Source organism: Rudanella lutea DSM 19387 (genome assembly GCF_000383955.1).
In the GTDB taxonomy this organism is placed as follows: Bacteria; Bacteroidota; Bacteroidia; order Cytophagales; family Spirosomataceae; genus Rudanella; species Rudanella lutea.
The window spans coordinates 2,437,884-2,450,390 of sequence record NZ_KB913013.1; the positions used below are offsets into that span (position 1 = coordinate 2,437,884).

16 protein-coding genes are annotated in these 12,507 nt (G+C 53.0%); 2 read left to right on the top strand and 14 right to left on the bottom strand.

The window, feature by feature from the left end:
* Positions 1-27 precede the first annotated feature (27 nt).
* From RUDLU_RS30605 to RUDLU_RS0110150, 13 genes are all read right to left on the bottom strand, one after another.
* On the bottom strand, positions 28-267 hold the full coding sequence (locus tag RUDLU_RS30605; protein ID WP_019988254.1) for a DUF2442 domain-containing protein: 240 nt from the start codon (positions 265-267) through the stop codon (positions 28-30).
* A 4-nt stretch (positions 268-271) separates the two neighbouring features.
* Positions 272-505 (bottom strand): DUF4160 domain-containing protein, encoded by a 234-nt coding sequence (locus tag RUDLU_RS0110095; RefSeq protein WP_019988255.1) that lies wholly within the window; start codon positions 503-505, stop codon positions 272-274.
* A 173-nt stretch (positions 506-678) separates the two neighbouring features.
* Positions 679-1,680, bottom strand: a complete 1,002-nt coding sequence (locus RUDLU_RS0110100; RefSeq protein ID WP_019988256.1) for a hypothetical protein — start codon at positions 1,678-1,680, stop codon at positions 679-681.
* A 58-nt stretch (positions 1,681-1,738) separates the two neighbouring features.
* Positions 1,739-2,200 carry a hypothetical protein gene (locus RUDLU_RS0110105; protein WP_019988257.1) on the bottom strand — a complete coding sequence of 154 codons (462 nt, stop codon included), beginning with the start codon at positions 2,198-2,200 and terminating at the stop codon, positions 1,739-1,741.
* 142 nt (positions 2,201-2,342) lie between these two features.
* The gene (locus RUDLU_RS0110110) at positions 2,343-3,986 is read right to left on the bottom strand and encodes a D-alanine--D-alanine ligase family protein (protein WP_019988258.1); all 1,644 of its coding nucleotides are present in this window, start codon (positions 3,984-3,986) and stop codon (positions 2,343-2,345) included.
* 151 nt (positions 3,987-4,137) lie between these two features.
* Complete coding sequence (locus RUDLU_RS0110115) at positions 4,138-4,404, bottom strand: NifU family protein (protein WP_019988259.1); 267 nt, start codon at positions 4,402-4,404, stop codon at positions 4,138-4,140.
* A 55-nt stretch (positions 4,405-4,459) separates the two neighbouring features.
* Positions 4,460-5,569, bottom strand: coding sequence for an Mrp/NBP35 family ATP-binding protein (locus RUDLU_RS0110120; protein WP_027302932.1), 1,110 nt, complete (start codon positions 5,567-5,569; stop codon positions 4,460-4,462).
* Positions 5,570-5,660: 91 nt separating this feature from the next.
* The gene (locus RUDLU_RS0110125) at positions 5,661-6,662 is read right to left on the bottom strand and encodes a GSCFA domain-containing protein (RefSeq protein ID WP_019988261.1); all 1,002 of its coding nucleotides are present in this window, start codon (positions 6,660-6,662) and stop codon (positions 5,661-5,663) included.
* A gap of 79 nt (positions 6,663-6,741) precedes the next feature.
* The gene (locus RUDLU_RS0110130) at positions 6,742-7,401 is read right to left on the bottom strand and encodes a Uma2 family endonuclease (protein ID WP_027302933.1); all 660 of its coding nucleotides are present in this window, start codon (positions 7,399-7,401) and stop codon (positions 6,742-6,744) included.
* Positions 7,402-7,494: 93 nt separating this feature from the next.
* Complete coding sequence (rplI, locus tag RUDLU_RS0110135; RefSeq protein WP_019988263.1) at positions 7,495-7,938, bottom strand: 50S ribosomal protein L9; 444 nt, start codon at positions 7,936-7,938, stop codon at positions 7,495-7,497.
* Positions 7,939-8,048: 110 nt separating this feature from the next.
* Entirely contained in the window at positions 8,049-8,300 is a 252-nt protein-coding gene (gene rpsR / locus RUDLU_RS0110140) for a 30S ribosomal protein S18 (RefSeq protein WP_019988264.1), read from the bottom strand.
* Positions 8,301-8,302: 2 nt separating this feature from the next.
* Positions 8,303-8,674, bottom strand: coding sequence for a 30S ribosomal protein S6 (gene rpsF, locus RUDLU_RS0110145; RefSeq protein WP_019988265.1), 372 nt, complete (start codon positions 8,672-8,674; stop codon positions 8,303-8,305).
* A 127-nt stretch (positions 8,675-8,801) separates the two neighbouring features.
* Complete coding sequence (locus tag RUDLU_RS0110150; RefSeq protein ID WP_019988266.1) at positions 8,802-9,743, bottom strand: TMF family protein; 942 nt, start codon at positions 9,741-9,743, stop codon at positions 8,802-8,804.
* Between the two features lie 262 nt (positions 9,744-10,005).
* Here RUDLU_RS0110150 and RUDLU_RS0110155 point away from each other — a divergent pair, with 262 nt between their 5' ends.
* Positions 10,006-10,668 (top strand): YggS family pyridoxal phosphate-dependent enzyme, encoded by a 663-nt coding sequence (locus tag RUDLU_RS0110155; protein ID WP_019988267.1) that lies wholly within the window; start codon positions 10,006-10,008, stop codon positions 10,666-10,668.
* Positions 10,665-11,042 (top strand): DUF423 domain-containing protein, encoded by a 378-nt coding sequence (locus RUDLU_RS0110160; protein WP_019988268.1) that lies wholly within the window; start codon positions 10,665-10,667, stop codon positions 11,040-11,042. Before RUDLU_RS0110155 ends, RUDLU_RS0110160 begins: the two co-directional genes overlap by 4 nt.
* Before the next feature lie 125 nt (positions 11,043-11,167).
* On the opposite strand, the gene rodA is transcribed toward RUDLU_RS0110160, so the two are convergent.
* Positions 11,168-12,445 (bottom strand): rod shape-determining protein RodA, encoded by a 1,278-nt coding sequence (gene rodA, locus RUDLU_RS0110165; protein ID WP_019988269.1) that lies wholly within the window; start codon positions 12,443-12,445, stop codon positions 11,168-11,170.
* Positions 12,446-12,507 lie beyond the last annotated feature (62 nt).

The window sequence follows — 12,507 nt, forward strand, 5'->3', positions numbered from 1 at the left end:
ACTTTTGATTTATCTTGAAAAACAGGTTTATGGTCGGGAGTACGTTAAAAAACCATTGGCCGACAAGTCTTCGTTTAGTTCGTCCCAACGGATAGCGTAACCGTCTCCCACCAATTCATAATGATTCCGCTGTTGGGGCGTAGCTTTATCCAGCAACGGGAACCAGTGTAGAGGACTTCCCACGATTCGTCCATCGTTCAGTTCAACAAAAATACGTTCCTCGTCAAACCAGACTCGCCTGGCGGTAAAATGCGGTTGGTTATTCATTACATTACTGATTGAAAAATTCTTTCCAACGTTGCTCAATTATATCCTCGTTTTCCTCCACTAACCCTTCTGCAACTTTCAAATCTTTTGACTTCATTCCTTTGCTCTCTAGCAAACGTACAGGTTTAATAGCAAATCTGGCTTCTCCGTCGCCATTCCGAACATGAATGTGAACAGGTAAATGGTCGTTGCTGTAAAAAAGGAAGCGAAAACCAAACACGCGAAAGATTTCAGGCATAGAAAGTGGAACTTTTTGGCCCGGCAAGATACGGTGTTGGGGTATGTAGTGCAATGCCTTCGGTAAATGCCCCAAAAAAGAGCCCCGGTCTCTGACCCGAATGAATCAAAAACCAAGGCTATAGAGACTGCTAACGATGACACATGCCAACCCATAAGTTAGCCGGGTTACGCTTACCGGAACCGCTGAATGGTATAGCTTGAGGCTGTCAGGCTGGCCGGATTACCCGCCATGGCAGCAGCGCCTACTTCGCCAATTCGGCCGTTAAGCGTGTAAATCTGCCCATTGTAGGCGGCATTGGTGGTAGCCCCCTCGTACCCGGCCTCATCCACCTTCACGGTGCTGGCCGTAGCCCAATTGTCGCTGCTACGGAGCTGGGTGACCCGATTTCGATTGTTCACCACGTACAGGTCGGTACCAACCAGAGTCATGCCATCAGCCCCGGTCAGGGTGGGCAAGCCGGTGATCTCGGTGATGGCGTTGTTGCTGGCCAGGTTAATCTTGTACAACTGCCCGGTAGCTGCTTTGGCCACAATCAGGAAATTACCGGGGTGGTATACAATGCCGTTGAGCCCAAACTGCCCCGTGGGCGGAGCCAACACCGGGTCGTTGACCAGCACACTTGCCTGCCCGTCGGCCCCAACCCGATACACCACCGGTACAAACGAGTCGGTCACGTACGCTACACCCTGCGGGTCGAGGGCTACATCGTTGGCAAAGTGTTGACTGTTGGGAAGCAAAGCCGCGAGGTCGACTCGGCGTTCAACCTGATTGGTGGCCAGGTTGTACACAAACAAACCGGCTGTTCGGAGCCGACTTTGAGCTGTACTCTTGCTCGACACGCCCTGGTCGCCGTTGCAAACATAAATTTTACCGCCAAACTCTTTGATGCCAATGGCGCTGATCAGTTGCACGTCAGAGAACAGGTCCATGTACTCGCCGTCATCGTCGACAGTACCCACTTTCCCCTGCGTGATCGACGTGACCAGAAATCGGTTGAGTACCGGCGAAAAGGTAATGCCCTCGGGGTACTGGCGGGCACTCATAAACGTGATCCGGTCGCCGAAATCGGGGGCCAGTAAGTTGGGGTCGGGGTTGTTGCAGGCCGTTAATCCGAACCATGCACTCAATAGCAGGGCCGAAACCCGCCCGAGTCGGCAAACGAATGCATTCATTTTGATAGGGGTCTAGTCCTATCACTTATCTATTCTTTTTGCGAATTGTTTTATTTACTTATCCAAGTCCAACCCGGCTCCGGCCTTCGGCAGTCAGGGCACCTTTGGGGTCACGCGTCATTTTTTTCACGAACCCAACCCGCCGGAACCGCAAGGCCGACCAGTCGTCGTTGACCGCCACCATCCGAACCGGCTCAAAGCCAGCCGCCCCCATCGAGGCCCAGCCAGTATCTCGGTTAAAGGCACAAGTGTAGTTTTTGGATGATTGCTTCGGATACACGAGCCACACAACCGCATCGCCCTCGGTATGCAAGGCTACCCAGTTGGCCATCTGCTCAACCTGATTCAGTTGTTGTACAAACGCCATCACAAACTGCGCATTTTCGGTGGATTCGAGCTGTTGCGCAACCGACGTACGAGCACCCAAAGCGGCCGTCAAGTCGGCGAGTTCGGTTGGCACATTGAGCAACAGGGCCGTTGCCTGATTGGTGAAGTTCAGCTTTTTGATGAGGGCTTCCATACATTTGAGGCCGCTGACACGACTGGGAATGGGAACGCGGATTGAACAGATTTGGCGGATTTACACGAATTTCCCGACTCATTCCAATAGTCCAAAAACCGGTTTACCTCTGTCAAATCCGTTCAACCCGTGTTCCCATCAACTACATTAAATACCGTTCTGTAACGCTGCGGGCCCGCTCGGCCGTTTCAACCAGCAGGGGGTGCCGGGGCGTAGTCAACGCCATATCGAGATCGGCAATGGTATCTTTGAAAAGCAGATTCACCGGAATCTCGTGCGTTTCGGTAGCACTCTTCTGGTACACGAGTACGGGTCGTTCGGCACCAAAGGCAGCCGTACGGTGGTATTCGGCGCGGGCTTTGGTCCAGGCATCATCCGACGGGCCAAACAAAATGGTTTTTTCGGGAGCCGGGTTGGCTTTCCGCTCGGCGAGCCGGTCGTCGAGGTCGAGCAGGAGTTGCTTGAGCCGGAACGTGTCTTTGCCCGTACGGATACGCTCCCGCAACGACTGCCGAATCAGGTACGTAAGCGAGTCGGTGAAGTTCATCCCGATTTCGGCCATCTGCTTAAAAATAAGCGAGGCCGGCGACATGCCCGGAATGGTATTCGGATCGTGCAGCAACACCCGGTCGTCTGGGGTCAGGAATCCGTCGATCCGTGAATACACGTTAATCCCCAACCGCTTAAACACAGCCGCTACCGACTCCTGAATAAGCCGGTTGTTTTCGAGCGAGGTACCCACCGGAATCCGCTTCCGGGCTACGTTGGTTTTGTACTTGGTCTGGAAATCGAAAGCCTCGGCATTATAAATTTCGGTGGGCGGGAGCGCAATGGCCGTGCCATCGTCGTCCTGAATGACCCCGCACGAAAACTCCTGCCCGGCAATAAACTCTTCAAACAGGAGGTCGTCTTCGGCATTGACCGACGCAAACACCATGGTTGAGTCGGGGGCCTCTTCGGCCAGCGAGTCGAGCATACCCACAAGTTCCACGGGGCTCAGAATATAATCACCGGTATCTTCTAGCACCAGCGGGTAACCAATCCCCGAATCCAGATTGGCAATATCCTGCGCGTATTTGTCCTTGTCTTTATCGCTCATATCGAGCCACACACCCGCGGGCATGCTCACCGTAAAGAAGCATTTATCAACGGCCTCACAGAACGCATCCAGATCATACGTCCGGATAATCGACACGCCGATCGACGAGCCCTGATGCGGGGCTTTGACCACCACAGGCAAGCCCAGATGCTCCACCAGTGAAGCAAAAAAGGCGGCTTTATCGGTCTGCTCCCAGTCGTCGCGGCTGATGGTCGCCGTTTTTTTCTGTTGCCCCGTCACGAGGGCAATCAGCTCGTTCTGCAAAATCTTGTTGATCCCGATAGCCGAGCCAACCAGCCCCGGCCCGGTGTACGGAATTTTGTGCCACTCAAGCAAGCCCTGAATGGCACCGTCTTCGCAGTCGGGGCCGTGCATGGCCAGAAACGCCATGTCGAAATGCTCTTCGAACCAATCGGGCTCGATAGCCTCCATACCGACTTCGGTGAAGATATCGTCTTCAAACGATTCGTCATACACCGCAAACCCGTCGAGGGTAGGCAAGCTACTGCGGATCGACTCCTGCTGCAAAAAGTCGGGCTCTACTTTGTAAAACCGCCCCCAGCCGCTGACAAACACCAGCACGGGTTCGAACAACGACTTGTCAATGCTTTCGTAGGCTGTGCGGCCTCCCATAAATGACACCTCACGCTCGCGCGAGGGGCCACCGAAAAATATTCCGATTCTCACTGTATGGCTCTGGTTGTAACGGGAAAATGGGGTATCGGTTGATGGGCCACCGAACGGGGCCCGCCTAAACTGACGCAAAGAAACAAAAAAGCCGCCTGTTGCGAACAAGCGGCTTTGTCAGGATGGTTGCTAAGGGGCTAACCCGCAACCGTTATGCAAACGCTGTGATGTTTACAGCTTCTACTTTCTTTACTTCGGGAACAGCCCGCAGAATGGCATCTTCGAGGCCTCCTTTAAACGTCATGGCCGACATGGGGCACGAGCCGCACGAGCCCAGCAATTCGAGCCGGGCCAGGCCCTCGTCGGTCACTTCCAGCACTTTCACGTTTCCGCCATCGGCTTCCAGATAGGGCCGCATAGCGTCCAGTGCCCGCTCAACGCGTTCCTTCAGTTCATCATTGGTGTTTGTCGCCGTCATTCGTTTGGTTCTCGTTGATAGGTAAAATTACGGGACATCGAAGAAAAAGCCAAAATTACGCCCGCTGAATCTCAACCCGCTGCGTTTGGTCGAGGCTGGCGTTCCGAATAGCCACCTGTTGCGCCAGGGCCTCGGCCGCCGACCGGAAAGCCTCAGCTGCAATGGGCTCCCCGCTAATCACAACGGGCTGGCCTTCGTCGCCGGCTTCGCGGATACCCTGCACGAGCGGGATCTGCCCCAGCATGGGTACGCTGAATTTGTCGGCCAGTTGCTGCCCGCCCCCCTGCCCGAAAATCGGGTACCGATGGGTGGGCAATTCGGCCGGGGTAAACCAGGCCATGTTTTCGACAACACCCAGTACGGGTACATTGATTTGCGGCTGCCGGAACATAGCCAAGCCCTTGATGGCGTCGGCCAGAGCTACCTTCTGCGGGGTTGTTACAATCACGGCCCCGGTTACGGGCACGGTTTGCACCAGTGTCAGGTGAATATCGCTCGTGCCGGGCGGCAGGTCGATAAGCAGGTAATCGAGTTCACCCCAGTTGGTATCGGCAAAAAACTGACGCAACGCCTGACTTGCCATCGGCCCACGCCATACCACGGCGCTATCGGGTGGGGTCAGGAAACCAATTGACATGAGCTTCACACCATACTGCTGGATGGGTTGAAGCATATTTTTCCCGTCGATCTGCGAAACACCGGGCTGCAAATCTTCGGCTCCAAACATCACCGGCACCGACGGGCCGTAGATGTCGGCATCGATAATACCGACTTTAGCGCCCGAGCGGTGTAGAGCTACGGCGAGGTTGGCCGTTACCGTTGACTTACCCACGCCCCCTTTGCCCGAAGCCACAGCGATGATATTCTTCACACCCGGCAACACGGGAGCGGCCATCCGGGTCGAGGTCACATCGGCGGTCATATTGACTTTCACCTCGATGGTGGGGCCAATGTGGGTATGAATGGCATCTTCGCACCGCTTCCGAATCACTTCTTTCAGCGGGCAGGCGGGGGTGGTCAGTACGACCGTAAACATGACCTGGTCAATGCCCAGTTCAATATCTTTAACCATGTTCAGCGACACAATGTCGCGCTTCAGGTCCGGCTCTTCGACGTGGCCGAGAGCCTCCAACACGGATTCTTTAGATAGCTTGTAGTCAGACATGTTAGGCGAGATGAATGGTAGGTGATGAGCGACGAACAAGGCTGTTTTGCCATTTACCGACAAATGGCCCTACACGCTCAACACGCATTACTCATCGTTCATCACTCATCATTATGTGTTTTGTCAACCGCTCGCGCACGTCTGCAAGTTCCGCCGAGACGTCAATTCCTGCGGGGAGCGCCTGCAACCGGGCAAGGGTTTGCACCAGAAAATGCCGGTGAGCGTCGGTATAGCCCTGCAACGGTCGGTGTGCCAATGCTTTCTGAATCCCCGACCACTCCCCGATAAAGCGGCAAAGTTCCTCATCAAATGCGCTTTGGGCAAACTTTTCATAAATGTATGCCTGCGCCTGCGCATTGGGATGAATCAGGTCGGCCTCGTAAAAGCGGTAATCGCGGAGGTCGTCCTGCATGATTTCATAGCTCGGAAAATAATACACGCTTTCGTGCCAAACCGTCAGCTCGTGGGCCAACAGCCGCAAGGTAGCCTTACTCGCCGAATTGAGCGGCAGGGTATCACGGGTGTGCCGCACCGGGCTTACCGTGAGCAGCACGTTCAGCTGGGGATTATGCTTCCGAAGGGTTTTCAGCAGCCGGTTGTATTCGGCCCGCAGATGATCGAGCTGGTACAAATACTTGTCGAATTGCGTACCGGGCACCTTATGGCAATTGGCCACTACCTGATCGGTAGCGCGGTGCCGGTACACCAAAGCCGAGCCGAACGTCAGAAACAGCCAATCGGCCTGCCGGAGGGCGTCGGCGGTTTCAGCAAGTACCACCATCAGGCGGTTTTTGAGGCCCTCGCGGGTAGTGGCCCAGTGGCTTGAGTGAAAATCGTGGTGAAACCAGATACCATCGCGCTGCACGTACAAGGCCTCGTCGGGCATCTGATCCCGCAGGGCCATGGTCAGGAGCTTGCTGATGGAAATAGGGTTGAAAACCGTACCAAACGGGTTGTTGGTCACGGTCATTTTATGGTCAGTCAATTGCCCGCCCATTACCTGCGCAAAACAGGAACCAACAGTCACGATCCGGTCGTGAAGACCAATCGAAACGGGCAGTTTATCGGGGGTAAGTTCTGTGTGAAAGTGCATACTTTTTAAACAAAAAAACGGTCTCTAAAAGTCCGTTTTTGTCAATTATTTCACTTAACCAAACCTCTGATTTATAGACTTATAACAACGAAATAAGAGTCTCTAGACTAATCCGTTCATCGAACATAGCCTGTACCGGAATGCGGAAGTCTCTAATTTGTCTACTCACTATAAAATCTGCACCCGCAAACGTACCAGCCAGCTCATACTCTTCCATCTCGGGGTCGAGCGTATATTGTTCTACAGTTTGTTTACCGGGGTTTACCAGCCAATATTCGCCTACACCATGCGCGGCATAATCCGTGAATTTTACGCCCCGGTCGCGCTTGGCGGTTCCTTTCGACAATACCTCAACAATAAAGTCGGGAGCCGGGTACTGCATCTGTTCGCTCGTAAAGGTGTCGGCTTTTTCGGCTTTCCAGAAACAGATGTCAGGTTCGTAATCGTTACGGGTCAAGGTAATCATGGCTTTTTCTGACGCTACCCTTCCCAGTTTATGCTTGATGGCGTACGCACTCAGAAGCCTGTACAGATTACCGACGGCTGTCCAGTGCCGTTCTTTCACCGGCGAGTGCATAATCACTTCACCGTTGATAAACTCTGCTTTCTGATCTTCAGTAATGGTATTGTAAAAAATCTGCCGTTTCTGTGCCTCGGCCCGCAAGGCAGCCTGTGCCTCTTCAATCAGAATAGGCAGGTTGGGCGCTTCCATAAGTTGGTCTAACTGAAGAGAGGCCATATCGGCAGATGTATTTAAACAAATATACACAAAAAGCCCGGCTACCTGAGGGCAGCCGGGCTCGTATCTATTGGTGTCGCGTGGGCGTGTCGCTTACTCAGCGGCTACAACCTCAACGTTTACTTTGTGCTTCACCTCTTTGTGCAGGTCAAGCGACGCCTGATACGTACCGAGCGTCTTCACATCGTCGATGGTGATTTTCTTCCGGTCGATGTCGAATCCTTTTTCGCGCAGGGCATCAGCAATCTGAATGCTTGTAACGCGACCAAAGATTTTACCGCTTTCACCCGCTTTGGCAGGAATCGTCAGTACGGTCTCGCCGATCTGATCAGCCAACGCCTGTGCGTCGTTCTTGATCTTTTCAGCTTTGTGAGCAGCCTGACGAATGTTTTCGGCGATCATCTTCTTGTTTGATTCACTCGCCATCATCGCATATCCCTGAGGAATCAGGTAGTTGCGGCCGTAGCCCGGCTTCACCGTCACGATGTCGTTCTTGTAGCCCAGGCCGGCAATATCGGTTTTGAGAATGATGTCCATTTTTCTGAAAGTTTTCAGTCTTCAGTTTTCAGTTTTCAGTTGTGCAAGGCGGCTTTGCCAATCTGCATCGACCAAAAACTGCAAACTGCAAACTGTAAACTGCAAACTTTTTATTTGAGTGAATCAGCTACGTACGGTAAGATGGCGATATGGCGGGCCCGCTTTACGGCCTGACCCACTTTGCGCTGGTACTTCAGGCTGGTGCCTGTCAGACGCCGGGGCAGAATCTTGCCTTGCTCGTTGAGCAGCTTCAGCAAAAAGTTTGCGTCTTTGTAGTCGATGTACTTGATGCCTGACTTCTTGAAGCGGCAGTATTTTTTGCGGTTCTCGGTTTTCGAGACGGATTCGTTCTGTAAGCTCATGATTATTTGGCCTCCTCGGTTTCAGCTTGTTTTTTCTTACCTACTAAACCTTTGCGCTTCCGCTCGTTGTAGTCAACGGCGTGCTTGTCGAGCGCAATTACTAAGTGACGCAGTACGCGCTCATCACGCAGATACTCGGTGTTCAGAGCAGCTACAATCGTACCGGGAGCCTTGAACTCAAACAGATAATAGTAACCCGTGTTCTTGTGCTGGATCGGGTAAGCCAGCTTACGCAGGCCCATGTTGTCTTCATGAACAAGTTCCGCCCCGTTGTCGGTCAGCACTTTGCGGAACTTATCAACGGCGTCCTTCATCTGAGCTTCAGATAAAACGGGAGTTAAAATGAACACCGTTTCGTAGTTCTTTGGGAACATTATTGGTAAACAGTTTAAAATGAGGGTGCAAAGGTAAGAATAAAAGGAGAAAGGAGGAAGGGAGAAGGCAGAAAAATTCTGCGTCCCCTTTCCTCCTTTCCCCCTCTCCTGCTTTCCTCCTTTTATACTATTTCACCGTAAACTCGCCTTCTCCGATTTTGAAGCCCTCGGCGTACACCTCCACCACGTGTCGGCCTTCGTTGAAGCGTCCGTTGCCCCGGCCATACACAAAATCGACCTGCTGACGGCTATTGGTGAACTGGATCGATTGCGCAGCGGTATAAATCATACCCTTACCGTTGTAGGTAAATTCGCCCGAACCCGTTGCCATATCCGACAGAATAGCCCCGCTGGGGTCGAGTACCCGGATGTAAATGGTTTTTTCGTTTTGCTGCGCCAGGCTGTTTTCGGCTAACCGGAACGATACCTTGATTTTATCGAGCTGCCGGGCGCGGTAACTGCCGCCGTCACGCTCCTTGCCCCGCGTATTGAGCGAATTGACCATGATATTCTCCGCCCTGAGGGCCGATGCAATGGTGACTTTTTGCTCCAGCTCGCGGTTACGAACCGAGTACGTCGATACCGAATCCGACAGAGCGGCTCGCTCTCCACGCAGGCCCGCGTTCTCTTCCGACAAGGTTCGGTTTTGAGCCGCCAAAACCCCGTTCTCCTCCCGAAGCCGGGCAATCTCCTGATCTTTCTGGGCCAGCAGTGATTCGTACTGACTGACGCGCTGTGCATACTTTTTGTTGTCGAAGTTGTTGACGTTGCGGAGGTTACGCTTGTCGGCCTCCAGTTGATCTTTCACCCGCAGGAGCGAATCGACGTTGCCGCCCAGCCGCTGAATTTCCGTAATTTTCAGATCAAGCTGGGCCGAAATGGAATCCAGCTTGGTTTTCGTTGCCAATACCTCCTCGGTTTTGGCCGCAATGGTAACATCTTTTGTTTTTCCCATCTCCCGTTCCTGATACCAGAAATAGAGCTGGAGTACGTTGAGGGCCACCAGTACCAGTAAAGCAGCAATAAGATAATTCCGACCGTTGTTTCGTTTTTCGGAGCGAGCTTCCATAGGCGTTAAAAATAGCAACAGGGCGACTATCGGGCCCGGCGCAAAGGTACAACCCCTGACCTGACCACCGACCTCTCCCCTATTCAATACAAACGTTTGACGCTGGATGTTTACCCTCTCCAACGCTCATTTTGGCGAAAAACTACTCGATTCGCTACACAACTCAAACCTATCTTTGCTAATTCTTCTTTGTAGGAGTAGGCTGCCGTATGTACGTACAGCCCCTGTCCGATGGATTTTGCCTTGTTCCGCTACTTCACGCATGACAACTATTCAGGATAATATCGCCCGGCTCGAACAAACGATCCGGGGGCGCGCCCGGCTGATCGCCGTAACGAAAACCAAACCCGTTCCGATGCTCCAGGAAGCCTACGACGCGGGCTGCCGCGACTTTGGCGAAAACCGGGTACAGGAGATGGTCGAGAAGTACCCGCAGCTCCCGGCCGATATTCGGTGGCATCAGATCGGCCACCTTCAGAGCAACAAGGTGAAATACATTGCGCCCTTTGTAGCCCTGATTCACTCGGTAGATAGCCCGGCGTTGCTGAAAGAGATTAACAAACAGGCCGCTAAAAACAACCGGGTGATCGACTGTCTGCTCCAGATTTTTATTGCGCAGGAAGACACCAAGTTCGGCCTCGACCCCGCCGAAGCCCGCGCGCTGCTGCAAAGCCCTGACCTTGACGCCCTCACGCACGTGCGGCTGGTGGGCCTCATGGGCCTGGCGACCAACACTGACGACGAAGAACAGGTACGACAGGAGTTCAGAAGCCTGAAAAAACTGTACGACGAACTGGCCTCGATTCAACGGCCCAACGTGGCCTTCTCGGAGCTGTCGATGGGAATGAGTGGTGATTACGAGCTGGCGATTGCCGAAGGCAGCACAATGGTTCGGGTGGGGAGTGCTATTTTTGGATCACGATGAAATTCTTTATTCAAACCGGGGCTCTGCTGGGCCTGCTGGGCGTAGGGCTGGGAGCCTTTGGCGCTCATGCGTTACGCAAAATGCTCGACGAAACGGGCCGGGCGGCTACGTTCGAAACGGCCGTTAAATACCAGTTTTACCATGCGTTGGCGTTAGTGCTGGTCGGTGTACTGATGCAGCTCATGAGCCAAAATCCAATGGCCCTGAAGTGGCTCAACTACGCTGGGTTGTCGTTTCTGGGTGGAGTGCTTATTTTCTCAGGCTCGCTGTATATCCTGTGTTTCTCCGGAATCACCTGGCTGGGGGCCATCACGCCTATCGGCGGAGTGCTCATGATTCTGGGGTGGGCGCTGCTGTTCTGGGCCGTGAAATAAATGAGTGAAAGAGCGAAAGAGTGGCTGACGCGTATTACTCGTGCGTCCGTTACTCTTTCGCTCTTTCACTCTTTCACTCTTTCACTCTTTCACTCTTTCACTCTTTCACTCTTTCGCTCTTTCACTCATCGTGTAAACATCCCGGCCCGGCGCGAGTCGAGCTTGAGGAAAATAAAGAGCAGAATAGAGAACGACCACAACGACGATCCGCCGTAGCTGAAAAACGGCAATGGAATACCAATTACGGGCATCAGGCCGATGGTCATACCGATATTGACCATAAAGTGGAAAAAGAAAATACCAGCCACGCAGTAGCCATACACCCGGTTGAACTTACTCCGCTGTTTTTCCGCCAAAATCACAATCCGAGACAACAGCCCCAAAAACAGGGCAATCACGACGGCACTGCCAATAAAGCCGTGTTCTTCGCCGATCGTGCAGAAAATAAAATCGGTGCTCTGTTCGGGTACAAAGTCAAATTTGGTCTGGGTGCCTTCCAGAAATCCCTTACCCTGCAAACGTCCTGACCCAATAGCAATTTTGGCCTGTGTCACGTTCCAGCCTACCCCCAACGGGTCGATGTTGGGATTTACGAGCACCTTGATGCGGTTGCGCTGGTGTTTCTGCAACACATTGTTCACGAAGAAGTCGACGCCCGTCACGAAGACCATCATCCCGGCAATCACAACGCCCATGCTGATAAAGTTGCGCGTTGTACGGTTGTAACGGGGCATCAGAAACGCAAACGCCACCGCCACCGCCACCAGCCCGAAGAATATATACAGCTTTGGAAAAACGAGGGCCAGAACAAACAGGGCCGCCAGAGCAATGCCAGCTGCCGGAATCCAGCCCGGCAATCCCTCGCGATAGAGCATAATCACAAAGGCCGCAAATACCAGGGTAGACCCCGTTTCGTTGGAGGCAATAATGAGCAGGGCTGGCAAGCCAATAATTCCCGCAATAGGCAGCAAATCTTTGTAGCGACTCAGGTTGATACCCGGCACATCGAGGTACTTGGCCAGGGCCAGGCTCGTGGCCACTTTGGTAAATTCGGCCGGCTGAATGGAGAACGCGCCAAATTTAAACCACGACCTCGACCCGTTGATGTTGGAACCAGCAACGAGTACCAGCAGCAACATCAGAATCATGAAGCCGTAAAAAATATAGGCAAACGAGTCGTAAAACTTGTGGTGAATGGCCAGTACACAGATCACCAGAATCACGGTGGTACCAATCCACATGAGTTGTTTACCGGCATTGGTCGACAAGTCGAACAGGCTCGTCTGATCTTCGGGGCTGTACACCGCAGCGTACACATTGAACCAACCCATCATTACACAGCCTATGTACAGTGCAACGGTGAGCAGGTCTATATTTTGGGAAAACGGATCGTTACGGGACATGATTTTTTACAGTGAACAACGAGCAACTAACAACGATCTGTGAGAATGGGCCCGGCAAGTTT